This is a genomic window from Streptomyces sp. NBC_01260, assembly GCF_036226405.1.
In the GTDB taxonomy this organism is placed as follows: domain Bacteria; phylum Actinomycetota; class Actinomycetes; order Streptomycetales; family Streptomycetaceae; genus Streptomyces; species Streptomyces laculatispora.
In genome coordinates this window covers 600,333-624,177 of record NZ_CP108464.1, presented here as the reverse complement: position 1 = coordinate 624,177, position 23,845 = coordinate 600,333, and the positions used below count along the sequence as shown (strand labels likewise).

Sequence of the window (23,845 nt, the reverse complement as noted above, 5' to 3'; positions counted from 1 at the left end):
ATGACCGCCGGAGAACCAGTCGCACTGGGTCTCCCCGAGCTGCCGGCCCGGCCGCTCGCGATGCGCCGCCACTCGCGGCGCATCCAGGTCGGGTCGGTGGCGGTCGGCGGGGATGCGCCGGTTTCGGTGCAGTCGATGACGACGACGCGTACGTCCGACATCGGTGCGACTCTGCAGCAGATCGCGGAGCTGACGGCGTCGGGCTGTCAGATCGTGCGGGTGGCGTGTCCGACGCAGGACGATGCGGACGCGCTCGCGACGATTGCGCGGAAGTCACAGATCCCGGTGATCGCGGACATTCACTTCCAGCCGAAGTACGTGTTCGCGGCGATCGACGCGGGTTGTGCGGCGGTGCGGGTGAATCCGGGGAACATCAAGCAGTTCGACGACAAGGTGAAGGAGATCGCGCGGGCCGCCAATGACGCGGGGACCCCGATCCGGATCGGGGTCAACGCCGGTTCGCTGGACGCGCGGCTGCTGAAGAAGTACGGCAGGGCGACGCCCGAGGCACTGGTGGAGTCGGCGCTGTGGGAGGCGTCGCTCTTCGAGGAGCACGGCTTCCGGGACATCAAGATCTCGGTCAAGCACAACGACCCGGTCGTGATGGTCAACGCCTACCGGCAGCTCGCCGCGCGGTGCGACTACCCGCTGCACCTCGGCGTCACCGAGGCGGGACCGGCGTTCCAGGGCACGATCAAGTCGGCCGTGGCCTTCGGCGCGCTGCTCAGCGAGGGCATCGGCGACACGATCCGGGTCTCGCTGTCCGCGCCGCCGGCCGAGGAGGTCAAGGTCGGGCTCCAGATCCTGGAGTCGCTGAACCTGAAGCAGCGCCGGCTGGAGATCGTGTCCTGCCCCTCGTGCGGTCGCGCCCAGGTGGACGTCTACAAGCTGGCGGACCAGGTCAGCGCCGGTCTGGAGGGCATGGAGGTGCCGCTGCGGGTCGCCGTGATGGGCTGTGTCGTCAACGGTCCCGGCGAGGCCCGCGAGGCCGACCTCGGCGTCGCCTCCGGCAACGGCAAGGGCCAGATCTTCGTCAAGGGCGAGATCATCAAGACGGTGCCCGAGTCGAAGATCGTCGAGACCCTCATCGAGGAAGCCCTGAAGATCGCTGAGGGCATGGACGACGCCGGGACACCATCGGGGGTCCCCGCCGTCATCGTGAGCTGAGACAGGATTAGAGAGGGGGCCCGGCATGACGCTTCTGCAGAGCATCCGGGGGCCGCACGATCTCAAGACGCTCAACGAACCACAACTCGGCGAACTCGCCGAGGACATCAGGAAGTTCCTGGTGCAGGCCGTGGCCAGGACCGGCGGTCATCTGGGACCCAACCTCGGTGTGGTGGAGCTCTCCATCGCCCTGCACCGGGTCTTCGACTCGCCCGTGGACCGCATTCTGTGGGACACCGGCCACCAGAGCTACGTGCACAAACTCCTCACCGGACGGCAGGACTTCTCCAAGCTGCGCGGCAAGGGCGGCCTCTCCGGCTACCCCTCCCGCGAGGAGTCCGAGCACGACGTCATCGAGAACTCGCACGCCTCCACGGTGCTCGGCTGGGCCGACGGCCTGGCCAAGGCCAACCAGGTACTGGGCCGCCCCGACCACGTCGTCGCGGTCATCGGCGACGGAGCGCTCACCGGCGGCATGGCCTGGGAGGCGCTGAACAACATCGCCGCCGCCAGGGACCGGCCACTGATCATCGTCGTCAACGACAACGAGCGCTCGTACGCGCCGACGATCGGCGGCCTCGCCAACCACCTCGCCACGCTCCGCACCACCGACGGCTACGAACGTTTCCTCTCCTGGGGGAAGGGTGTCCTCCAGCAGACGCCCGTCATCGGACAGCCGCTCTACGAATCGCTGCACGGCGCCAAGAAGGGGTTCAAGGACGCCTTCGCCCCGCAGGGCATGTTCGAGGACCTCGGCCTGAAGTACGTCGGACCCATCGACGGGCACGACACCGCCGCCGTCGAGTCCGCGCTGCGCCGGGCGAAGCGCTTCCACGGCCCGGTGCTCGTTCACTGCCTCACCGAGAAGGGCCGCGGCTATCAGCCCGCCCTCCAGGACGAGGCCGACCGGTTCCACGCCGTCGGTGCGATGGACCCGCTGACCTGCGCCCCGCTCGCCCCGGCGGCCGGTCCTTCCTGGACCTCGGTGTTCGGGGACGAGATCGCCGCGATCGGGGCCGAGCGGCCGGACGTCGTCGCCATCACGGCCGCGATGCTGCACCCGGTGGGGCTGACGAAGTTCGCCGAGGCGTTCCCCGACCGGGTCTGGGACGTCGGGATCGCCGAGCAGCACGCGGCGGTCTCCGCGGCGGGACTGGCGACCGGTGGGCTGCACCCCGTCGTCGCCGTCTACGCCACCTTCCTCAACCGGGCCTTCGACCAGTTGCTGATGGACGTCGCGCTGCACCGCTGCGCAGTGACCTTCGTCCTGGACCGGGCTGGGGTCACCGGGCCGGACGGGGCGTCCCACAACGGCATGTGGGACCTGTCCCTGCTCCAGGTCGTGCCGGGGCTCCGGATCGCCGCACCGCGCGACGCCGGCCAGCTGCGGGCCCAGCTGCGCGAGGCCGTCGCCGTCGATGACGCCCCGACCATGATCCGGTTCCCCAAGGACTCGGTGGGGGAGCAGGTCCCCGCCATCGGCCGGATCGGCGGCATGGACGTACTGCACCGCGACGAGGACGCCGATGTGCTGCTGGTCGCGGTCGGTGTCATGGCCCCCGTCTGTCTGCGGGCCGCCGGTCTGCTCGCGGGCGCCGGCATCCGCTGCACCGTGGTCGACCCCCGCTGGGTCAAGCCGGTCGACGAGCAGCTGGCCCCGCTCGCCGCGCGGCACCGGCTCGTCGCCGTCGTCGAGGACAACAGCCGGGCGGGAGGCGTCGGCTCGGCGGTCGGGCAGGCGCTGCGGGACGCCGGGACCGATGTCCCGCTGCGCACGTTCGGCATTCCCGAGCAGTTCCTCGCGCACGGCAAGCGCGCCGAGGTGCTGGCCGACATCGGACTCACACCGGTCGAGATCGCGGGCCGGATCAGCGCCACGCTGGCCGCCGCGCAGCCGGTCGCGGCCGACGGGCACGGACTTCCCGTCGACGACGGGTACCACGGGCGCAACGCCCTGGGCAACGGGCACAAGGAGAGCGGGGCATGAAGGACGACGGGCCCAAGGGCTTCGATCTGGCACAGCTCCTCGCGGAGCGCGGCGCCGAGCGCTACGAGCTGCACACGAAGTACCTCAACCACCAGCTACCGCGCATGCTGCACACCATCGGCTTCGACAAGGTCTACGAACGGGCCGAGGGCGCGCACTTCTGGGACGCGGAGGGCAACGACTACCTGGACATGCTGGCCGGCTTCGGGGTGATGGGGCTCGGCCGGCACCACCCCGTCGTACGCAAGGCGCTGCACGACGTCCTGGATGCCTCGCTCGCCGACCTCACCCGCTTCGACTGCCAGCCGCTGCCGGGGCTGCTGGCCGAGAAGCTGCTCACGCACAGCCCGCACCTGGACCGGGTGTTCTTCGGCAACAGCGGGACGGAGGCCGTCGAGACGGCGCTCAAATTCGCCCGGTACGCGACCGGGAAGCCGAGGATCCTGTACTGCGCGCACGCCTTCCACGGCCTGACCACCGGGGCGCTCTCGGTCAACGGCGAGGCCGGATTCCGGGACGGCTTCGCACCCCTGCTGCCCGACACCGCCATCGCGCTCGGTGACCTCGACGCTCTGCGGCGCGAACTGAAGCGGGGCGATGTGGCCGGCCTGGTCGTCGAGCCGATCCAGGGCAAGGGCGTGCACGCCTCGCCGCCCGGCTTCCTGCGCGCCGGCCAGGAGCTGCTGCACAAGTACAAGGCCCTGCTCATCGCCGACGAGGTGCAGACCGGTCTGGGCCGGACCGGTGACTTCTACGCGTACCAGCACGAGGAAGGGGTCGAACCGGATCTGGTCTGCGTCGCCAAGGCGCTCTCCGGCGGCTATGTGCCGGTCGGGGCGACCCTCGGCAAGGACTGGATCTTCAAACGCGTCTACTCGTCGATGGACCGGGTGCTGGTCCACTCGGCCAGCTTCGGCTCCAACGCCCAGGCGATGGCGGCCGGGCTCGCGGTCCTCACCGTGATGGAGGACGAGGAGATTGTGGCGAACGCGCGCCGCACCGGTGATCTGCTGCGCGAGAGGCTGGCCGCACTGGTCGGCCGCTACGAGCTGCTGCACGAGGTGCGGGGGCGCGGGCTGATGATCGGCATCGAGTTCGGCCGGCCGTCCTCGCTGAAGCTGCGCAGCCGCTGGACCATGCTCCAGGCGGCCCGCAAGGGACTGTTCGCGCAGATGGTGGTCGTGCCGCTGCTCCAGAAGCACCGGATCCTCACCCAGGTCTCCGGCGACCATCTCGAAGTGATCAAGCTGATTCCGCCGCTTGTCATCGACGAGGCGGACGTGGACCGGTTTGTGACCGCGTTCACGGCGGTGATGGACGACGCGCACAACGGCGGGCTGATGTGGGACTTCGGCCGGACCCTGGTGAAGCAGGCCGTCGCCAACCGTTGATCAGCAGAGGATTTGCCTCGGAGGTAAGAAATTTGCCTCCGAGGAAATATCCTGGCCCAATGGAGACATGAATCCTCCAGAAGGAGGGGTGACCGACGAGCTGCCCGGTGTCGCGCCACGCCTGCGCGATCTGCGCCGCGGCCGCGGGCTCACCCTGGAGACCGCCGCCCAGCGCGCCGGGCTCTCACCCGCCCATCTGTCCCGGCTCGAAACGGGCCGACGGCAGCCCTCGCTGCCGATGCTGCTCGGACTTGCCAGGATCTACGGTACGACGGTCTCCGAGCTGCTCGGCGAGATCCCCCCGGAACGTGACGCGATCGTCCGCGGCCGGAAGTTCGAGGGGGCCGAGGCCGACGGCTGGATGTACCAGCAGGCCGGTGGCTCGGGCCGGGCGATGCAGGCGCTGCGCGTCCGGGTCCCGTACGGCGCGCAGGGCGACCTGGTGCGTGTCCATCCGGGTGAGGAATGGCTGTATGTCCTGGCCGGAAACCTCAGGGTGACCCTCGGGGACACCGTGCACGACCTGGGTCCCGGCGACAGTGCGCACTTCGACTCGCTCACCCCGCACCGGATCGCGGCGCCGGAGCGCGAGGGCGCCGAGCTGCTCTTCGTCCACACCCTGCTGCAGAGCCCCGCCGCCGAGCTGTGTCTCGGCAGCGGGATCCACCGGCGCTGAGGCGCCGTCCCCGCCGCCGGCCCGTCCGGTCGCCAGAGAGGACTGTCATGTCCGATTCCGAGAACTACGACCCGCTCACCCCGGCCAGGCGGAAGGACTCCGACTCGCAGGAGCGGAAGATGCCCCGCGGCCTGGTCATCAGGCTGTTCGCCTACCTGGTGGCCGGGCACGTCATCGCGGGCTTCCTCTACCTGCTGTTCGCGGTGGGGATGCACAACCAGTAGCCGCGCGCTCTGTGGCCCGGCCGGCCGGTCAGGCCTCGTCGAGGAGCCGCTCGCGCAGCCGCTCCCGTGTCTCGGGGGTGATCTTCAGCCCCTCGGAGAGGTAGCGGTCGGTGCCGCCCCAGGTCTCGTCGATCGTGTCGAAGGCCGCGGCGAGATATTCGCTGTGGGCTCCGAAGAGCGGGCTGAGGAGCTCCATCACCTCGGGCGACATCCCGGCCGCCGAGGTGTCGCTGCGGCGCACCCGGTAGCGGCGGTGGGCTTCGTTGGACTTGAGGTAGTCGGCCTCGACGGCCTCGCGCCTGACGCCGACCGCGAGCAGGGAGACCGCGATCGAGAGCCCTGCCCGGTCCTTGCCGGCCGCGCAGTGCATCAGGGCGGGGACGCTGTCCTCGGCCAGGGCGTGCAGCACGCGACTGTGCTCGGCGGTGCGGTCCAGGATGATCGAGCGGTAGGAGGCGACCATGCGGTCGGTCCCCTTGCCGCCGCCGAGGATGCCGCGCAGCTCGTCCATGTTGCCGTCGCGCACCATCTGCCAGAACTCGGTGCCGTCCGCCGGATCGGTGAGCGGGATGTTCACGTTGCGCACGCCGGGCAGCTCGACGTCCATTCCGTCCAGCTTGAGGTCGGTGGCGTTGCGGAAGTCGAAGACGGTGTGGAGGCCGAGGCCGCCGAGGAACGCGGCGTCCTCGGCGGTGGCGCCCGCCAGGTGACCGCTGCGGTAGAGCCGTCCGTACCGCACCCGGCGGCCGTCCGAGGCGGGTAGCCCGCCCACGTCACGGAAATTACGGACCCCTGCCAGCTCGGGTTCCGTCGACGGGGTCTGCGGCAGCTGCTGCGTCACGGTCACTCCTGGAGGCTCTGCCGCCGACGCGTGTCGCCGACGGGTCCACTCCCGTGACGATACGACATCGGATACTCGGGCAATCATGTCGGTGACGGCTCCATGTGCCCGTTCTTCTGCCCTCTGCGCGGCCCCCGGACCGCCACGGTTCGGGGGCCGTCGGGGCGCGCGCAGCGACGGTGGTGCCGACGCGGGGCGGCCGCGGCTCCGAAGTGAATGGTGGGTGCGACATGTCCGTATTGAGGCCTTTAGTCGAACATGCCCTGCTTATAAGGGAGATGGTCGCCCACTCGTGAGCGGGATCATATCCGTGACGGTGTGTGGCGGTGCGCCGGTTGGGTAATCCGTGCGTCGTGCGGAAAGCCAAGATCCATAATCCACGGAGTGTCACCGGAATTCCGCGCCGATTTTCCGGAGCGGAATCCGGAGTGGAACCCATGGCTTGTTTCCGCCGTCCCGGCTCGCTTACGTTCACTCTCAATCCGGATGGAACGCCTAATCCTGCCGCCGTCCGGAATTCGCACCCACTCACCGTGTGGCAGGAGCGGGGGAACCAGGTAAGCCGCCGACCGGAGAGATCCGGCCGGCTCGGGGTTAAGTCGCGCCAGGCGTGACCGGGCATCTCCAGCCCGAACCCGACAGCTCACCTCGTAGGCGCCGGAGAGGAAATTCTTCATGCCCATACTGGGTAAGCACCGCCGTCCGAAGTCCAGCACCATCGCCCGTGGCATCGTCGTCGCCAGCGCCGGCGGAGCCGTCATCGTGCTTCCGCTGCTCGGTGCCACCGGTGCCACCGCCGCGGAGCACGCCGCTCCCGCCACCGCGAAGTCGGCCGCCGCCACGCACGCCGCCCCGGCCAAGCCGGTCGCCGAGAAGCAGGCCGGCACCAAGACGTACTCCGTGGTCTCCGGCGACTACCTGTCGAAGATCGCTGCCCAGCACAAGCTCAAGGGTGGCTGGGAGAAGCTGTACCAGGACAACCGCGAGGTCGTCGGCGACGACCCGAGCCTGATCTTCCCGGGCATGAAGCTGACGCTCGGCGGCGAGGCCTGGGGCCACGCCTCGACCACCGGCTCGCACACCTCCGCGGGTGCCACCACCCCGTCGAAGGCCCCGGCTCCGGCCAAGACCGAGTCGAAGGCCCCCGCGGCTTCCAACTCCGCGTCCTCCTCCGGTACCCAGGCGTCCAACGAGACCTCGGCCCCGGCCGGTCAGGGCACCGCCTCCGGTTACGTCCACCCGGTTCCCGGCAGCCACACCACCGCCTACCGCGCCTCCGGCGCCAACTGGTCCAGCGGCAGCCACACCGGCATCGACTTCCCCGTCTCCACCGGCACCAGCGTGAAGGCGATCACCTCGGGCACCGTCGTCACCGCCGGCTGGGGCGGCGCGTACGGCAACGAGGTCGTCATCAAGCACGCCGACGGCCACTACTCGCAGTACGGCCACATGTCCTCGCTCTCCGTCTCGGCGGGCCAGACCGTGACCGCGGGCCAGCAGGTCGGCCTCTCGGGCGCCACCGGCAACGCGACCGGCCCGCACCTGCACTTCGAGATCCGCACGGGTCCGGCGTACGGCTCGGACATCGACCCGATCGCCTACCTGGCGTCGCACGGGATCAACGTCTGATCCAGGCAGTACCGGTCCGGTGACCCGGACCAGAGCAATACACAGAGGGACGGTGCGCGGCGGCGCACCGTCCTTCTGCTTATTCCCCCTTTACCAAAAACTGACCGGGTGGTCTATCTCACCACCCGTCAACCCCGTATTACGGTCGCGTAGGTCACATTCGACGGTGCAGGATATGCCCTTGTGGCAAACGATTCGAGAAACATCCGACAGGGCGTCATCAACCGACAGGGCGCCATCGAGTCGTACGCGGCGATTGGCGACAGTTTCACCGAGGGAGTCGGCGACCTCGGCCCGGACGGGACATTCGTCGGCTGGGCGGACCGGTTCGCGGTAATCCTCGCGGACCAGCTCCCGGACCCCGAAACGGCGCCGCGCATTACTGGCGCCGCGCACGGGAACTTCAGGTACGCCAATCTCGCCGTACGAGGACGTCTCCTCGACCAGATAGTCGAGGAGCAGGTGCCGCGCGCCAGGGAACTCGCCCCCGACCTGGTGAGCTTCTGCGCGGGCGGCAACGACATCATCCGGCCGGGCACCGACCCCGACGACGTCGCCGAGCGCTTCGAGCGCGCGGTCGCGGAGCTGACCGAATCGGTCGGCACCGTCATGGTCACCACCGGCTTCGACACCCGTGGTGTTCCCGTGCTGCGCCATCTGCGCGGCAAGATCGCCACCTACACCGCCCATGTGCGGTCCATCGCGGACCGCTACGACTGCCCGGTGCTCGACCTCTGGTCGCTGCGCTCCGTGCAGGACCGGCGCGCATGGGACGGCGACCGGCTGCATCTGTCGCCCGAGGGACACACCCGGGTCGCGCTGCGCGCCGCCCAGGTGCTCGGTCTCGACGTGCCGGCCGACCCGGACCAGGAGTGGCCCCCGCAGGCGCACCGGGGAACGCTGGAGGTCCGGCGTGACAACATCAACTGGGCGCGCGAGTACCTGGTGCCGTGGATCGGGCGGCGCCTGCGCGGCGAGTCCTCGGGGGACCACGTGGAGGCGAAGCGGCCGGACCTGCTGCCGCTCTGAGGGGCCGGGCCGGTCAGGGTTCGCCGAACGGGTGCCGTTCGGCGAACTCGGGGGCGGTGATCCCCAGAAGCACCAGGTCGTGATGGCGTCCGGCGAAGAACTCGTGGTCGCGCAGCCGGCCCTCCTCGGTGAAGCCGAGCCCGCGGTGCAATGCGACCGACGCGCCGTTGTACGCGTAGACCTGCGCCTCGCACTTGTGATAGCGCCGCTCGCCGAACATGAAGCCCAACAGCAGCACGATCGCCTCGGACGCGTACCCGCGCCGCTGATGACCGCCGCCGACCCCGATGCCGTAAGTGAACCTGCCGGTGCGCGGGTCGGCGTCATGGGTCGAGATGCCACCGACGAGCACTCCACCGTCCAGGGCCTCGATCGCCAGCCGGAAGCAATCCCCGGTGGGCTTGGCGACGGCCTGCTCCGCCGCCCAGGCGCGGTACCCCTCGGCGGAGCGCGGCGGGTGGAGCATGTCCCCCGACCGCTGGTGATCCGAGTACCCGTCCATCTCCATGAACGCTTGCCAGTCCGCGGGTTCGATGCCGCGCAGCCGCACCCGCTCGCCTGTCCAGAAGGAGTTCATGGCGCCCATGCCACCAGGCCGTTCAGCGCTCCGTCCAGGCAATTAGGGGCTCACCCGCTGAACAGAACGTGGCGGCCGGGCCGGAACGCGTTCCAGCACGCCGCCCGCGAACACGTCGTACAGCGGCAGCGTCTCCAGATGGACGTAGCCGATGTGGCAGTCGCACACGGCCAGCGGGCAGGCCCGCGGGCCCAACGCCCCCCGGTAGCTGCCGTCGTAGAGATTGCCGAGCTCGGCCCGGACGAAGTGGCAGCGGCGCACCGTGCCGTCCCCGTCCACCGAGATGACCGACTCACCGGTCCGGCAGGGCAGCCCGGCCGAACGGTGCGGATGACGGCTGTACGGGAACAGCGGATCGATCTCCGTCCACCGGCCGGCCTCCTCGTCCGTGTAGCTGTGCCCTTCCGCGGCGTTGACCCAGAGGTACACCTCTTCGGGGAGCGCCGCCCGCAGCCGCCGGGCCTCGTCGAGGTGGCCGGCCAGACCGACCACACCGACGCTGTGGCGGATTCCCAGGGACGCCAGCTCCCCGCACCGGGCCAGGAAACGCTCGTACGGCGTCTGGCCCGGGTGGTACGTGCACCACAGCGCGATCTTGTCCCGGCCCACGGCGCCCGCCGCGGCCAGCCACTGCGTACGGCCGCTGAGGTTCGTCTGGATCGCCACCCGGCGGATGTGCGGCAGTCGGGCCAGCTCGACCAGCGCCCGGCGGTACCAGGAGCGGACCAGCCCCTCGCCCCACGGAGTGAACAGCACCGAGATCCGGTCACCGGTCTGCGCCGCCGCCCACGCCGTGAACCGCTCCAGCGCGGCCCGGTCCGCCCGCAGTTGCTCCCGGCTGTCGCGCCGCTTGGCGAACGGGCAGTACGGGCAGTCGTAGTCGCACGACGCGAGCGGACCGCGGTAGAGAATCGTCAGGTCCATGAAGGGGCTCACTTCAGCTCGTACGAGGCCATCGCGGCCCGCACCGCGGGGGAGAAGAGGTCGGGGCCCAGGGCGTCGGAGTGTGCCAGCCCCTCGGGGGACAGGCGCAGCAGCCCGGCGGCCGGCGCGTCCGGATCGAGCCAGCCCCGGTCCTCGAACAGGGCCAGTTCTTCGCGGAAGTCCTCGTCGGGGGAGGTGGCGAACCGCTCGCGGTACTCCGACAGCCGCAGCCCCTCGGCCTGGAGGACCGACTGCAGGAGATGACGGCGGCGCGCCTCGTCGCCGTCGGTGAACCGGCCCACCTCGGCGTGCGAGAAGTCCTCGGCCGACGTGTAGCCGTCGATGATCGCCCGCACTTCCCGCATCTCCACGGCGTAGTCGAAGGAGTAGTGCAGCCGCGAGGTGTAGGAGCGGGCGCCGCAGCCCAGCCCGATCATGCCGTCGGTCTGGCAGGCGTAGTCGTCGGGTCCAGCGGCCTGCGGGGCGTCGGCGCGGCGGAACATCCGCATCGACACCTGCTCGTAGCCGTTGCCGAGGAGGTGATCGCGGCCCGCGCGGTACAGCCCCAGCCGCTGTTCGTCCCAGACGGACTCCGCGTCCGCGGCCGAGGTGCCGATCCTGCCGAGGCCGGTCAGCGGACGTATGTACAGCGGGTAGAGGTACAGCTCCTCCGGCCGCCATTGGAGCGCCGCGTCCAGCGAGGCGCGCCAGCTCGCCCCGGTCTGTCCGTCGATGCCGTAGATCAGGTCGATGTTGAGGACCGGGACACCGGTGTCCCGGATCAGCCCGAGGGCCGCCTCCACATCCGCACGGCGCTGCGGGCGGACCGCCGCACGTGCCTCGGCCTCGACGAAGCTCTGCACCCCGATGCTGATCCTGGTCGCCCCCCGGTCGGCGAGGACAGCCAGCCGGTCGGCCGTCGCGGTCGACGGTGACGTCTCGACCGACAGGGGTACCGAACGGAGATCGGCGCCCATGCGCTTCTCCGCGATGTCGCACAGACGCTCCAGCTCGCCCGCCGTCAGGAAGGTGGGGGTTCCGCCGCCGAAGGCCGCCGCGGCGAAACGCACCGGCTCCGCGTCGCCCAGCGCGTCCCGTACGGCCGTCGCCTGCCGGTCCAGTGCGTCGAGGTACCGGGTGGTGAGCTCGTCCGGGGCGCCGATGCGGGTGAAGAGGTTGCAGAACCCGCAGCGGACCTCGCAGAACGGTATGTGGAGATAGAGCGAGAGCGCGTCCTTGCGTTCCCCGGCCCACAGCTCACTCAGTGCGGGCCGCCCGCCCGGGTGTTCGGACAGCCTCCCGTACGCCGTCTTGTGCGGGTAGGCGTAGACGTAACTCTGGTACGGACGGGGGGTGCGACGGGCGGAGTGCGGACTGTTCATCGGACGGTTGCCCCCGGGGCCAGGAAGAAATGGGCATACGGAACGGTCCAGACGGACTCGTGTCCGAGCCGGTGACCGGTGTAGCCGTCGTCGCCGTACGCCGTGCCGTGATCGGAACAGACGACGGCGAACGCGCGGCGGCGGCTGCTCGCAGCGGCGAAGAGGCGGCCGATATGGGCATCGACGTACTCCAGCGCGGCGGCATGGGTGGCGCGGCTGTCACCCGCGTCGCGGGTCGCCCCCGGCCGGTGGAACCAGTTCGGCTGGTGCAGCGCGGAGACGTTGACGAAGAGGAACAGCCGTTGCCCGGAGGGAAGCTGCGCGACCACGCGTTCGGCCCGGGTCACCTGCGCCTCGAAGGACGTGTCCGACGCGACGCCGAACTCGGGCTCCCAGTGCGCCTCCTGGAACATTCCGGGCAGCACCGAGCCGAGCGGTGCCTGCCGGTTGAAGAACCCGACACCTCCGATGCACACCGTGCGGTAGCCGGCCGCGGCCAGACCCGAGACCAGGTCGGGGGTGTCGAAGACGAAGGTGCGCTCCGCGGTGCTCTCGCTGCCCGCGAACCGGGCGGCGAACAGCCGTGGATGCGGCCCCGGGGCGGCCGGAGTGGGCAGGAACCCCGCGAAGATCGCCTGGTGCGACGCGTACGTGAAACTCCCCGGGGCGTGTCGCCGCTCCCACACACCACCGGGCAGATGCCGGGCCAGGTTCGGGATACGGCCGGCGGCGGCGAGCTCCGCCGCGACGTCGTAGCGCAGGGTGTCCAGGGTGACGAGCAGCAGATCGTGGCTGCCGACGACCTCGCTCATATCCGGGTTCAGGGCGTCCATGACGCCGGACGGGGGTTCAGGATGCTGCGTCGACACGGGGGTTCCTTGCTCTGTTCAGTACGGCTGCGACCTGCGCCGCATAGGTGTCCAGGCCCTCGGCGCCGCTGCCCGGCAGACCGGTCAGACGTGGCAGCAGATCACCGAAGGCATTGACCTCGCCGACGGCGAAACGCCGCCAGCCGGTCGAGGGAAGCAGATCGACGCCCACGCACAGCGTGTCCGGGAAGGCGGCGCCCGCCCGCTCGCACACGGCCAGGGCCTCGCTCCAACTGCCACCCGCCGCCTCGATCGCGGCCCGCACCTCGTCCAGGTCGCCGCGCGCGCCGCCGAGGTGCAGATTGGTCATGGGGGAGCGGCTGGTGCGGACGACGGCATGGGTGGCGCGGCCGTCCACCACCACGACCCGCAGATCCGCGACCCGGCCACGCTGCGAGGCCTTCGGCAGCCAGCGTTCGATGTGCAGACCGTCCGGCGCGAGCGCGTCGACGACCGCCGCGACCTCGCCCTCCGTCGTGAGGCGCCGCACCCGGAGCGAGTTGTGGAGCCGGCCGGCCCGGTCCCGCTCGACCGAGGTGGTCGCCCGGATCCGGCCGGGCCCGGCCGTCTCGACGGCCAGTACCCCGGAAGCGGAGGAACCGTGCGCGGGCTTCACGAACACCCTCGGCATCCGGCGGTCCGCCATCAGCCCGCGCACATCCGCCCAGCCGCGCACGGGCGGTGCGGCGGGGCCCGACGTCGGCGAGGGGGGCACCGGCACCCCTGCCGCGTCGAGCACACCGTGACAGAGGCGTTTGTCGAACATCACCGCGATGTCGCCGGGACCGTCCAGCAGCACCGCACCCGCCGCGCCCGCCGCCCGCGCCACCTCCCCTACGGCCGAGGTGAACCGTGCGTACCAGAGGGACGAACCCTCCACCCTGGTCGGGTCGTCGACGCCGCGCAGCAGCCGCTCGACCTCGGCGTCCTCACCGGGGGAATCGACGCGTACGGTCTCCCCGGGCAGGAAGACCGCCGTCCCCTTCAGTACGTCGAGCCAGGACACGGTGCGGGCCGGGGGCAGTCCGGCGGCGCGCACGGCGTCCTGGAAGAGGCCGACCCGGCGGTTGCCGGGATTGCCGACGACCGCGAAGCGCGGCGGCGCGCTATTCGCTGACCGCGACATAGCGGGGCTCTTCGTCCTCGGGATCCCAGGTGTCCGCCTCGTCGAGATCGAGGTGCGTGCCCGAGCGGGCACACAGCTCGCGGAAGCGGTCCATCAGCGGATCGGTGAGGTAGTGGTGATGCAGATCCAGCGACGTCAGATGGGTGAGCGGCTGACCGCCGAGGAGGGCCTCGGCCCCCGTGTCGCTGAGGGTTCCCATGGAGAGCGCGAGCGACTCCAGCTGGGCGATCACCGGGGCGGAGGAGACCGCCGCGGCTATCTCGTCCTGGATCTCGCTGTTCTGCAGGCCGAGATGGCGAAGCCGGGGAAAGCCGCCGCCGGCCAGGACCGGCCGCAGGTCCTCGACCGTGGCGTCACCGCCGTACCAGTCGGCACCGAACCAGAACTCCAGCCGCTCCAGGGCGGGCAGGACGCTGGCCCCGACCGCGCGAACGACGTGGCCCGGCAGGCCGCCGGACTCGAACCTCAGTGACTTCAGCGCCTCGTGCCGCACCGGACGCAGTCGCAGCTTCTCCTCCTCGGGGACGCTGTCCCCACCGCCGCGCACGGTCAGCTCCTCCAGGAGCGGAAACGCTTGGACCAACGGCGTGATGTCGCACATGTCGAGCCACGACACCTCGCACTCCTCGCCGACCACATCGGCGAGGAACAGCGCGCGCAGATCCTCGAAGCGGCCGGCAGCTGCCGCCATCCGCTCCACGACGGGGGCGAAGGTGTCGTAGTCGTCCGTCCACCACGGGCCGACCAGCAGGGCACGGACACGCGTCGTGTCGACCGTGTCGAGGAAGTGCTGCCAGAGCTCCGGGAACGGCACCGCGTCCTGGCCGCAGTCCAGCCGCCAGGCCACCGACTCCGCGGCCGGCAGCGCCCGCACACCGGCATCGTCCAGAAACGGCAGGGTCAGCACGGGAAGGCCGTGGAAGACCCCGGGGTGTTCGATGCTTCTCACCGCCGCATCACTCCGACACCGTGGTGTAGCGCCCCTCGGCCCCGCGGTCGCCCCACGGCTTGCAGCGGTCCGACAGATCGACCCGCACCCCGTGCGGCTCCAGCGCCTCGGCGATCCGGCGCTCCACCGGCTCGGACAGGAAGTGGTGGTGCAGATCGAGCACATCGAGATGAGTCAGTGGCTGACCCTCCAGCAGCGCGGCCGCGCCCTCGTCCCCGAGGGTGCCGCACGACAGATCGAGCGTGCGCAACCGGGCCACGAGCGGGGCCGAAGCAATGGCCGCGGCGATCTCGTTCTCCACCTCGCTGTTGCGCAGCCCGAGGTGGTGCAGGGCCGGGAACCGGGTGCCGGACAGCAGCGGCGCGAGATCCGCCACGTCGGTGTCGCCGCCGTAGGCGGAGACACCCAGCCAGAGATCGAGCCGCTCCAACGAGGGCAGCTCGCTGTCCAGCACCCCGCGGACCACCGCGACCGGCAGCCCGCCCGTCTCGATGGTGAGCGCACGCAGCCGCTCGTGCCGGACGGGCGGGAAGACGAGATCGGATCCGCCGCGCACCCCGAACTCCACCAGCGCGGGGTAGGCCGCGAGCAGAGCGGTGACATCGCTCTGCTGGATCCAGGAGATCTCCGACTCCTCCATCGTCAGATCGCCGACGAACACCGCCTCCAACGACGTCAGCCGGTCGGCGGCGGCCGTCACGAGACCGATCGGGTAGGACGAGTCCTCCTCGTACGACTCGCCCCACTGTCCGACGATCAGCGCCCGCACACCGGCCGGATCGACGGACTCCAGGAACGAGGCGAACTCCTGCTCCCAGCTGCGCTCCTCGTCCTCGTACGGGTCGACCGAGACGCGCCAGGCAGCCGCGCCGGCGGCCGGTGCGGACCCCTCGCTCGCGGTGTGCTGGAAATCGACGGCCGGAAGGCCGAGCAACTCGTGCAGGTGGTCCACATCGGACATGGCCCTGGGCTCCTGATGACGGTGACGGATTTGATGTCCGCAAGGTCTATCAAGACCCACTGACAACGGGACGGCCGGGCCCGGCTCCCGGCGCTCCGCGGCCGATTGTCAGACCCTCGCCGTAGCGTTTTCCACGTGGCCGGCACAGCGGGTGCCGGCCGGGATGGGAGACGTCTGTGTACCGGCAGGGCGATGTGCTGATCATGGCGCTGGACAAGTCCGACGTGCCCCCCAGCCTCCTGGACGCACCGGGGGAACTGCGCGACGGGCGGGGCCGGCTGGTGCTCGCGCTCGGTGAGGTCACCGGACACGCGCACGCGGTGCCGGGACCGGGACGGCTGATCCGGGAGGCCGGGGTGTTCGGCCCGATGCTGCTCCATCTGCCCGACGGCGGACGTGTGGTGCACGAGGAACACGCGGTGATCCCGCTGCCGAAGGGCTGGTTCCGTGTCGTGCGCCAGCGGGAGTACGCACCGGGGGCGGTCCGCATCGTCGCGGACTGACCGGCCCCGCAGGCCGGGCTTGCGGGGCCGGTGGCGAAGAGTGATCCGACAACGCGGAAAACAGGGAACAGGGGACGGGGAGACGATGCAGTACGTGGAGTCATGGCGGGCCGTGGCGGCGGCGACCGGAGCGGCGGACCGGGCGGCAGCCGAGGACGGGGTGCGGCTCGCCTATCGCAGCGCGGGACTGGCCGAGCCGGAGGAGTTCGTCTGGGCCGATTCGCCCAGGGAGGCCGTCGGGCTCGTGAAGAAGCTGGCCGACGCCGGCCGCTCGGTCCGCGAGGAGGTACGGACCCGGCCCTGGGCGGAGGAACGGCGCCGAATGTACGACGAGTTGGGCCCGGCCGGCTGGTCCGCGCTCTGGTCCGCCACCGGCGCCCAGCTGTGGGAGACGACGGCGGCGCTCGCCGACCGGATACGGGCGGGTGTCGTCGCCGAACTCGCCGAGCGGCCCGACGACGAGCCGGATGTGCGGCTGCTCCTCCTCGACGCGGTCCTGGGCCAGCACGACGCGGCCTGGCTCGCCGCGTTCGACGGCCGGGGCGACCGGCTCGACGGACTGTCGGCGGTGGCCAGGAACGCGGGCTGGTGGTGGCCCTACGAGCGCACCGTGGTGATCAGTGAGCGTCCCGAGGCGCTGCACCGCGACGAGGCGGGCAGGCTCGACCGGGGCGACGGGCCCGCGCTCTCCTACCGGGACGGCTTCGGGCTGTACGCCTGGCGCGGTATGCCGGTGCCCGCCGACTTCCTGGCGGAGCTGACCGCGCTCACCCCCGAGCGGATCCGGGCCGAGGAGAACGCGGAACTGCGTCGCGTGATGCTGGAGTTCTACGGATACGACCGCTACCTCAGCGAGTCGGGCGCCGAACCGGTCCACCGGGACGAGACGGGCATCCTCTGGCGGATCGCGCTCGACGGCGACGAGGACGTGGTCATGGTCGAGGTGGTCAACTCCACCCCGGAGCCGGACGGGACGCATCGCACGTACTGGCTGCGGGTGCCGCCCGCGACCCGGACCGCGAAGGACGGCGTCGCCTGGACCTTCGGCCTGCAGGGGGAGTCCTACGCACCCCTGCGCCAGACCTGACGGGCCGACCGGAGGGGCCGCAGGCCCGCTGGTCAGGCCGTCAGCGTCGCATGGTCGATGCCCAGTTCACGGGCGAGTGCCTGTTCGGTCCACTCCAGCATCGTGGCCCGGGAGAGCGGACCCGCGTACGAGGTCATCTGCACCGCCAGGCCGTCCAGCAGAGCGGTCAGCCGCCACGCCACGGACATCGGGTCGTCGCAGTGGAACTCGCCCGCGGCCGCGCCCTCCTCGATGACCTCGGCCAGCTCCGCCTTCCACTGCTGGTCGAGATCGCCTGCCACATTGCGCAGCGCGGGGTCGCGGAGCGAGGCCGTCCAGCCCTCGATCCACAGCCGCCAGCCCTTGGCCTGGCCCGTCGGGGCGTACCAGCGGACGGCGGCGCGCAGCCTGCGCACCGCCGTGGTCCGGCGGGTCAACAGCTTGCGCAGATGGGTGAGATCGGCCTCGGCCGCGTGCGCGAAGGCGGCGGCGACCAGCTTCTCCTTGGTGGAGAAGTGGTAGAGCACGAGGGCGTTGCTCACACCGAGGACGGCGGCCACATCGGCGATCCGTACCGCCGCGACACCGCGCACCTCGATCTGCTCGACGGCAGCGCGCAGCAGCTCCTCGCGTCGCTCCGCCACACTCAACCGCACTCTTCCCACGGCGTCACCCTAACCAATGCCCGCCCCCGGGCAGGCCGTGGGCGGGCATTGGTCCTCGCAGCGGCCTTGGCGGTGCGCTGCACGGGGACCACATGGCATGAGCTGCCCGGTGGCCGCAGGGCCGGGGCGCCGTCATGGTCCGGTCAGCGGTACCAGCCGAAGCGTTCCGTCATCACCGGCAGCCGGTCCGCGACGACGGCGTGGGCCGCCGCCCGAGGGGTGCAGCCGTCCGCCGCGGCCCGGTCCAGTACGAGTTCGACGAGAGCGCGCATCGAACTCCGGGTGTGCGCGAAGGCCTCGTCCGCCTCGGCGCCGATGTCGCCGAACAGGGTCCACCACCACCAGGCGTTGGTGCCGGAGTTGACGACGACGTCGGGCAGGACCGTGATCCCGCGCTCCGCGAGCAGCGCCTCGGCCTCGGGCAGCACCGGCATATTGGCCGCCTCGACCACCCAAGGGGCCCTGATCCGGGCCTGGTTCGCGGCGTCGATGGTGTAGGAGACGGCTGCGGGTATGAGCACCTCCACGTCCCTGTCCAGCCAGGCCTCGGCGGGCAGTTCGCGGTCCGCGTCGCGCAGCGCGCCGCGGTCCACCGTCCCGTAGGCATCCCGGGCGGACAGCAGGGCCTCGACGTCGAGGCCGGCCGGATTGGCGATCGTGCCCTTGACGTCGGCCACGGCGACCACCCGCAGCCCGGCCCGCGACAGGAACCGGGCCGTCGCGCCGCCCATGGTGCCGAGACCCTGTACGGCGACCCGTGCCCCGCCGTACGCGATCCCGGCCCGGTCCAGCGCGGCAAGGGCCGACTCGGCGACCCCGCAGCCACCGACCAGCTCGTCGAGGCCGATGCCGTCCACCTCGACGGCGAAGGCGTCGGCCAGTCTCTGCCGGGCCGCCGTCTCGTCGTCGAGCAGTGGGTAGACGGCCTCGATGGAGGAGACGAGCCCGGCCTCCGCGGCCGCCCGGTCGACCAGGTCCTGGCTGAGGCCGAGGTCCTCGCCGGTCGTCCAGATGTTCTCGACGTACGGACGTACGGCCCGCAGGTAGCGCACCAGGACGCCGTAGGCGGCCGGATCGCGGGGATCGCAGTCGATGCCGCCCTTGGCGCCGCCGAGCGGTACGTAGCGGGCCCCGGTGCGGTCGGCGTCGAAGTGGAGGGCTTCCTTCATCGTCATGCCGCGGGCCAGTCCGGCCACCTCGTCGAGCGTGCAGCCCGCCCGCATCCGCAACCCGCCGCTGGACACCCCGCGCACCAGCCGGTCGACGACCAGGTGCCCCTGGCGGCCGGTGACGTGGTCCGTCCAGGTCAGGGAGATCAGCGGGGCGGGCGGGGACACCGGAGGCGTCGTCATCGGGAGTTCTCCTCGGTCACTGCGATCGGGCGGGCCCGGCGGGCGATGCCGTGAAACCCGGGCTGCGCGGACCCGGAGCCCCGTGTGGTCGCGATTCTTTACTGAATCGCGAGTCAGTATCGGGAGGCGGGGGCGCCGCTGTCAATGCGGCCCGCGCCGAATCGCCGCCCGGTGGCCGGATGCGGCCGGGGAAGCGGCGAGACGGATGACGGATGCCGGATGCGGAATCCTGCGCGGGGTCCGGACGTTGGATGCGTCATGACGGGATTCGATGCACAGCAGGATGCGCTTCTCCGGTTGCTCTCCGAAGGCAACAGCGGCGTGCTGGTCACGCTCAAGCGGGACGGCAGGCCCCAGCTGTCCAATGTCAACCACTTCTACTACCCCGACGAGCGCATCGTCCGGGTCTCGGTCACCGAGGACCGTGCGAAGACCCGGAACCTGCGCCGGGACCCGCGGGCGAGCTACCACGTCACCAGTGAGGACCGCTGGGCCTGGACGGTCGCGGACGGCACCGCGGACCTCACCCCGGTGGCCGCCGACCCCGAGGACGCCACCGTGGCGGAGCTGGTCACGCTCTACCGCGACGTCCAGGGCGAGCACCCGGACTGGGACGACTACCGCCGGGCCATGGTCAGGGACCGCCGGGTCGTGCTGCGGCTCCACGTCGAGCACGTGTACGGGCAGCCGCGTGGCTGAGGTGCGCCCCTCGGGCCACCATCCCGTTGGGCGTTCTGCTCTCGCACTGTCGTACCCCCCGTCCATAATGAGATGACACCGACTCCCTCAGGAGATCTTGTGACCGGCGCTGACTCCAAGCTTCCGCTCCGCACCCGGCTGCGTGCGCTGCGGCCCGCCGACTTCGGGGCCGACCCGGTCGGCACCCGTATGGAGCGCATTCGTCGTTCCCCCAACTTCGCCGACGGAGTGTTCCAGAACCCGGTGGGGGCAAGGACCAAACCGTCGGGGTCCGCTCTGGAGTTCGCGAAGACCTACTTCCGCAAGGAGGAGCGGGCGCTCAGATCGCCGACCGGTGATGTGCCGGTCCACGCCACCACCCTGGCCGATCTCGCCACGCCCCCCGTCTCCGGGCTGCGGCTCACCTGGATGGGCCATTCCAGTGTGCTCGCCGAGATCGACGGCCGGCGGGTGCTGTTCGACCCGGTCTGGGGTGACCGCTGCTCGCCCTTCGCGTTCGCAGGACCCAGGCGTCTGCATCCCGCACCGCTGCCGCTCGCCGCGCTCGGACCGGTCGATGTGGTGGTGATCTCCCACGACCACTACGACCACCTCGACCTTCCGACCATCCGGGCCCTGGCCGGTACGGACACGGCCTTCGCGGTGCCGCTCGGGGTCGGGGCGCACCTGGAGCGCTGGGGCGTGCCCCTGGACCGGATCCACGAGCTCGACTGGAACGAGGCCACGGAGGTCGCCGGGATCCGCCTGACAGCCACCCCGGCCCGGCACTTCTGCGGCCGCGGCCTTCGTAACCAGCAGCACACCCTCTGGGCCTCGTGGGTCGTCGCTGGACCCGAGCACCGGATCTACCACAGCGGCGACACCGGGTATTTCCCCGGCTTCAAGGAGATCGGCGCCGAGCACGGGCCGTTCGACGCCACCATGATCCAGATCGGTGCGTACAGCCAGTACTGGCCCAAGGACCACACGAACGGCAAGCCGGAGCCCGGTGCGTGGCCGGACATCCACATGAGCCCCGACGAGGGGGTCCAGGCCCATCTGGACCTCCAGGGCGATGACCCGGCGGCGGGCGTCATGCTGCCGATCCACTGGGGGACGTTCAATCTCGCCCTGCATCCGTGGGCCGAGCCTGCCGAATGGTCGATGCGTGCCACCCAGTTCGTCGGGGTGACGATGGTGGCTCCGCACCCGGGCCGGCCGTTCGAGCCCGCCGATCCTCCGGCGGTCGAACCGTGGTGGCGTGGTGTGGCGGCGGAGCCCGTAGCGGGATGGGGCAACTGGCCCCCGGTCCACGTACCGCTTCCCGGCGGAACGATGGCACCCGCCCCCGACCGCGACCGCGACCCGGCCGCCCAGGCCTGACGGGCGGGGCGGCCGCGCGGCGCCCTCGTTCCGTGGGCACGTCCGCGCGCGCGGCGCCGGTAGCGGCCGGGCTCACGCCGGGGAGTGGAGATGTGTGCGCCGTCCGTCGTGATCGAGGATGCACAGGATCTCGGCCGGTCCGCCGTGCGCCTTGATGGCGTGCGGGACCATGGTGGAGAACTCGGCCGCCTGGCCCGTTTCGACCCGGATGGCGCGCTCGCCGAGGAGCAGCGTGATGGTTCCCGACAGGACGGTGAACCAGTCCTTGCCGGGGTGTACGCCGAGCTGGTCGGCCCCCGGGCACTGTCCAGATCGCTTTCTTGTGTCATGCACAAGAGAGCTCGCGTCATGCGCAAGGTGCGGTTGCCGTCGGGGTATGAACACCGCAGACACGAATGCCCCGCGCCCGGACCACACCGGGGCCGACGCCGGCACCGCCGCCGTGGCCGAGATCCTGGAGCTCGACGCCGAGGTCCTGCGGACCTACCTGTCGGAGCTGACCACCTGGCTGGGTGACCTGTCCGACCGGGAACCCGGCCGCATCGTCGACCTGGGCAGTGGAACCGGCACCGGGGCCATCGCGCTGGCCCAGCGTTTTCCGCGGGCCGAGGTCTCGGCGGTGGACCGCTCGCCGCAGATGCTCCACCGGCTGACGGTGAAGGTGTCCGCGCTCTCACTCGCCGACCGGGTCCGCGGCATCCAGGCGGATCTGGACGAGGGCCGGCCGGCACTCGGCACCGTCGACCTGGTCTGGGCGGCCGCCTCTCTGCACCACATGGGTGACCCCGGCCGGGTGCTGTCGCATGTGTTCGACGCCCTGCGGCCGGGCGGCCTCCTGGCCGTCACCGAGATGGACTTCTTCCCCCGCTTTCTGCCCGAGGACATCGGGATGGGCAGGCCGGGCCTGGAGGCCCGACTCCATGCCGCCCTGAACGAGGGGCCCGCCGCCGACTGGACGGATCACCTGGTCCGCGCGGGCTTTGCGCTGGAGGCCGCGCGCCCCTTCGTGATCGACCTGCCCGCCCCGCTGCCGGCCGCCACCGCCCGCTACGCCCAGGTGTGCCTGCGGAAGCTGCGCTCGCACCTGGACGGGCAGCTCCCCGCCGAGGATCTGGCCGCACTCGACGCCGTCACCGACGATGAAGGCCCGCACGGCGTCCTGCGGCGCGATGACCTCACGGTCCGGACCACCTGGACCACCTGGGTGGGGCGCCGCCCCTGACAGGACCTGGCGGCCCCCGCGTTTCCGGTTCCTGGCCGTGACCCCGCACCGGTGCGGGGTCACGGCCGGCAGACGGTCCAACGGCGGTACGCTGCCCGCGGGGAGCGGGTGCGGTGCGGCGGCTTCCCGGCGCACCCCTGCCGGCTCGCCGGTCCGCCGGCATGGCCGTGGCCGGCATCAGTGCACCTTCACCTTCGAGGGAGCGACCATGCTGCGGGTGTACTTCACCTCCGAGGACCTGGCGCGGGTCCGGGTGGCCCCCGGGCCGGACTTCCTCTGGGAGATCAGCAACAGCGTGCAGACCCTGCAACGGCGTGACAGTGAAAGGGTGTTCGGCGCGTGGCGCCGCTGGGTGCGGCCGCGGCTCTCCGCGAGCCCCCGGCTGCTGTCATCCCTGCTGCCGCCGCGCGGGTACTCGCCGGACTTCCTCACCCCCACCACCGGCGACCGGGCCACGCTGCAGGCGGCCGTCGACACCCTGATGAGCACTCCACGCCCACGACTGCGAACCGACCTGACCCAACTGGCGGCCACGCTCCAACTTCCCAGCTGGGTACGTTCCTTGGCCGGAGGGGACGCCGACACGCTCCGCCAGCTCGGCGAGGCGCTGCGCACCTACCAGCTGGAGGCCCTCGCGCCGTACTGGCAGCGCGTCCACGCCCACATAGACGCCGACCGCGCCCTCCGTCTGCGCAGTCTCCTCGACGGTGGCACCGAGGGGCTGCTGGCCGGGCTCGGACCACAGTTCCGCTGGCGCCCGCCCGTACTTGAGGTGACGTACCCCGTAGATCAGCAACTATGGCTGCGCGGCAGGGGACTTGTGCTGCAACCGTCGTTCTTCTGCTGGCCCACGCCGATCACCCTGGCCGACGGGGACCTGCCGCCCGTTCTCGTCTACCCCATCCACCACACCACTGACTGGGCGGGCCCCGCACCGGCCCGCGCCGCGGAGGGAGCCGGACCGCTGGGCCCGCTGCTCGGCCGCACCCGTGCGGGCCTCCTGCGCGCGACCCGTACCGGCTGCTCCACGGTCGAGGCGGCCCGGCTCCTGGACGTGACCCACCCCGCCGTCAGCCAGCACCTGAACGTGCTCCGCGCGGCGGGCCTGGTCGCCACCGTGCGCAAGGCCGGACGGTCCTTCCACGTCGCGACGGCGGAGGGGCGGGCCCTGCTGGCCGCCGAGGAGCGGGCACGGCGCTGAGGGCCGGGTCCCTCAACTCCGCCGGTAAGCCTGAGCTTTCATT

General features: G+C 71.2%; 24 protein-coding genes and 1 riboswitch. Of the genes, 13 read left to right on the top strand and 11 right to left on the bottom strand.

What is annotated here, in order from left to right; genetic code table 11:
• The 5 genes from ispG to OG322_RS02780 all read left to right on the top strand — a co-directional run bounded on the left by ispG (nt 1) and on the right by OG322_RS02780 (nt 5,445).
• Nucleotides 1-1,167 (top strand): flavodoxin-dependent (E)-4-hydroxy-3-methylbut-2-enyl-diphosphate synthase, encoded by a 1,167-nt coding sequence (ispG, locus tag OG322_RS02800; protein ID WP_123466360.1) that lies wholly within the window; start codon nt 1-3, stop codon nt 1,165-1,167.
• 25 nt (nt 1,168-1,192) lie between these two features.
• Nucleotides 1,193-3,154, top strand: a complete 1,962-nt coding sequence (gene dxs, locus OG322_RS02795; protein WP_124285719.1) for a 1-deoxy-D-xylulose-5-phosphate synthase — start codon at nt 1,193-1,195, stop codon at nt 3,152-3,154.
• A complete protein-coding gene (locus OG322_RS02790; RefSeq protein WP_329305993.1) occupies nt 3,151-4,545 on the top strand; it encodes an aspartate aminotransferase family protein in 1,395 nt (464 codons plus the stop codon). The genes dxs and OG322_RS02790 overlap by 4 nt, the downstream gene beginning before the upstream one ends.
• A 67-nt stretch (nt 4,546-4,612) precedes the next feature.
• Complete coding sequence (locus tag OG322_RS02785; protein WP_123464523.1) at nt 4,613-5,221, top strand: helix-turn-helix domain-containing protein; 609 nt, start codon at nt 4,613-4,615, stop codon at nt 5,219-5,221.
• 47 nt (nt 5,222-5,268) lie between these two features.
• The gene (locus OG322_RS02780) at nt 5,269-5,445 is read left to right on the top strand and encodes a DUF6126 family protein (RefSeq protein WP_164494480.1); all 177 of its coding nucleotides are present in this window, start codon (nt 5,269-5,271) and stop codon (nt 5,443-5,445) included.
• A gap of 28 nt (nt 5,446-5,473) precedes the next feature.
• Here OG322_RS02780 and OG322_RS02775 read toward each other — a convergent pair whose 3' ends face one another.
• Nucleotides 5,474-6,286, bottom strand: coding sequence for a tyrosine-protein phosphatase (locus OG322_RS02775; protein WP_123464525.1), 813 nt, complete (start codon nt 6,284-6,286; stop codon nt 5,474-5,476).
• A gap of 511 nt (nt 6,287-6,797) precedes the next feature.
• Nucleotides 6,798-6,958: riboswitch (cyclic di-AMP (ydaO/yuaA leader) on the top strand.
• A 3-nt stretch (nt 6,959-6,961) separates the two neighbouring features.
• On the opposite strand from OG322_RS02775, the gene OG322_RS02770 reads away from it, so the two are divergent.
• On the top strand, nt 6,962-7,915 hold the full coding sequence (locus OG322_RS02770; RefSeq protein WP_329305992.1) for a M23 family metallopeptidase: 954 nt from the start codon (nt 6,962-6,964) through the stop codon (nt 7,913-7,915).
• A gap of 183 nt (nt 7,916-8,098) precedes the next feature.
• Nucleotides 8,099-8,944 carry an SGNH/GDSL hydrolase family protein gene (locus tag OG322_RS02765; RefSeq protein WP_123464529.1) on the top strand — a complete coding sequence of 282 codons (846 nt, stop codon included), beginning with the start codon at nt 8,099-8,101 and terminating at the stop codon, nt 8,942-8,944.
• Nucleotides 8,945-8,957: 13 nt separating this feature from the next.
• On the opposite strand, the gene OG322_RS02760 is transcribed toward OG322_RS02765, so the two are convergent.
• The 7 genes from OG322_RS02760 to OG322_RS02730 are packed head-to-tail and all read right to left on the bottom strand — an operon-like array spanning nt 8,958 to nt 15,732.
• On the bottom strand, nt 8,958-9,521 hold the full coding sequence (locus OG322_RS02760; protein ID WP_123466361.1) for a GNAT family N-acetyltransferase: 564 nt from the start codon (nt 9,519-9,521) through the stop codon (nt 8,958-8,960).
• A 42-nt stretch (nt 9,522-9,563) separates the two neighbouring features.
• Nucleotides 9,564-10,445 (bottom strand): STM4011 family radical SAM protein, encoded by an 882-nt coding sequence (locus OG322_RS02755; RefSeq protein ID WP_124285721.1) that lies wholly within the window; start codon nt 10,443-10,445, stop codon nt 9,564-9,566.
• Nucleotides 10,446-10,453: 8 nt separating this feature from the next.
• Entirely contained in the window at nt 10,454-11,827 is a 1,374-nt protein-coding gene (locus OG322_RS02750; RefSeq protein WP_124285722.1) for an STM4012 family radical SAM protein, read from the bottom strand.
• Nucleotides 11,824-12,639: an STM4013/SEN3800 family hydrolase gene (locus tag OG322_RS02745; RefSeq protein ID WP_123466363.1), complete on the bottom strand. Its 816-nt coding sequence runs from the start codon at nt 12,637-12,639 to the stop codon at nt 11,824-11,826. The genes OG322_RS02750 and OG322_RS02745 overlap by 4 nt, the downstream gene beginning before the upstream one ends.
• Nucleotides 12,640-12,676: 37 nt before the next feature.
• Nucleotides 12,677-13,822 carry an STM4014 family protein gene (locus OG322_RS02740; RefSeq protein WP_123464535.1) on the bottom strand — a complete coding sequence of 382 codons (1,146 nt, stop codon included), beginning with the start codon at nt 13,820-13,822 and terminating at the stop codon, nt 12,677-12,679.
• The gene (locus OG322_RS02735; protein ID WP_123464537.1) at nt 13,803-14,771 is read right to left on the bottom strand and encodes an STM4015 family protein; all 969 of its coding nucleotides are present in this window, start codon (nt 14,769-14,771) and stop codon (nt 13,803-13,805) included. The genes OG322_RS02740 and OG322_RS02735 overlap by 20 nt, the downstream gene beginning before the upstream one ends.
• 7 nt (nt 14,772-14,778) lie before the next feature.
• Entirely contained in the window at nt 14,779-15,732 is a 954-nt protein-coding gene (locus tag OG322_RS02730; RefSeq protein ID WP_123464539.1) for an STM4015 family protein, read from the bottom strand.
• A 176-nt stretch (nt 15,733-15,908) separates the two neighbouring features.
• Between OG322_RS02730 and OG322_RS02725 the strand changes: the two genes are divergently transcribed.
• Both OG322_RS02725 and OG322_RS02720 read left to right on the top strand, forming a co-directional pair.
• Nucleotides 15,909-16,235 (top strand): hypothetical protein, encoded by a 327-nt coding sequence (locus OG322_RS02725; RefSeq protein ID WP_124285723.1) that lies wholly within the window; start codon nt 15,909-15,911, stop codon nt 16,233-16,235.
• Nucleotides 16,236-16,320: 85 nt separating this feature from the next.
• Complete coding sequence (locus OG322_RS02720) at nt 16,321-17,322, top strand: DUF6745 domain-containing protein (RefSeq protein ID WP_123464543.1); 1,002 nt, start codon at nt 16,321-16,323, stop codon at nt 17,320-17,322.
• 32 nt (nt 17,323-17,354) lie between these two features.
• Here OG322_RS02720 and OG322_RS02715 read toward each other — a convergent pair whose 3' ends face one another.
• Together OG322_RS02715 and OG322_RS02710 are read right to left on the bottom strand one after the other, a co-directional pair.
• Entirely contained in the window at nt 17,355-17,945 is a 591-nt protein-coding gene (locus tag OG322_RS02715) for a TetR/AcrR family transcriptional regulator (RefSeq protein WP_124285725.1), read from the bottom strand.
• A gap of 164 nt (nt 17,946-18,109) precedes the next feature.
• Nucleotides 18,110-19,318, bottom strand: coding sequence for a glutamate dehydrogenase (locus tag OG322_RS02710; protein WP_123464547.1), 1,209 nt, complete (start codon nt 19,316-19,318; stop codon nt 18,110-18,112).
• A 258-nt stretch (nt 19,319-19,576) separates the two neighbouring features.
• On the opposite strand from OG322_RS02710, the gene OG322_RS02705 reads away from it, so the two are divergent.
• Both OG322_RS02705 and OG322_RS02700 read left to right on the top strand, forming a co-directional pair.
• The gene (locus tag OG322_RS02705; RefSeq protein ID WP_123464549.1) at nt 19,577-20,017 is read left to right on the top strand and encodes a PPOX class F420-dependent oxidoreductase; all 441 of its coding nucleotides are present in this window, start codon (nt 19,577-19,579) and stop codon (nt 20,015-20,017) included.
• 99 nt (nt 20,018-20,116) lie between these two features.
• Complete coding sequence (locus OG322_RS02700) at nt 20,117-21,379, top strand: MBL fold metallo-hydrolase (protein WP_123464551.1); 1,263 nt, start codon at nt 20,117-20,119, stop codon at nt 21,377-21,379.
• 72 nt (nt 21,380-21,451) lie between these two features.
• Here the strand turns inward: OG322_RS02700 and OG322_RS02695 are convergent, their stop codons facing one another.
• Nucleotides 21,452-21,712 carry a cupin domain-containing protein gene (locus tag OG322_RS02695; RefSeq protein WP_405698979.1) on the bottom strand — a complete coding sequence of 87 codons (261 nt, stop codon included), beginning with the start codon at nt 21,710-21,712 and terminating at the stop codon, nt 21,452-21,454.
• A 43-nt stretch (nt 21,713-21,755) separates the two neighbouring features.
• On the opposite strand from OG322_RS02695, the gene OG322_RS02690 reads away from it, so the two are divergent.
• Entirely contained in the window at nt 21,756-22,601 is an 846-nt protein-coding gene (locus OG322_RS02690; protein WP_329305991.1) for a class I SAM-dependent methyltransferase, read from the top strand.
• 208 nt (nt 22,602-22,809) lie between these two features.
• Nucleotides 22,810-23,802 (top strand): ArsR/SmtB family transcription factor, encoded by a 993-nt coding sequence (locus tag OG322_RS02685; RefSeq protein WP_329305990.1) that lies wholly within the window; start codon nt 22,810-22,812, stop codon nt 23,800-23,802.
• Nucleotides 23,803-23,845 lie beyond the last annotated feature (43 nt).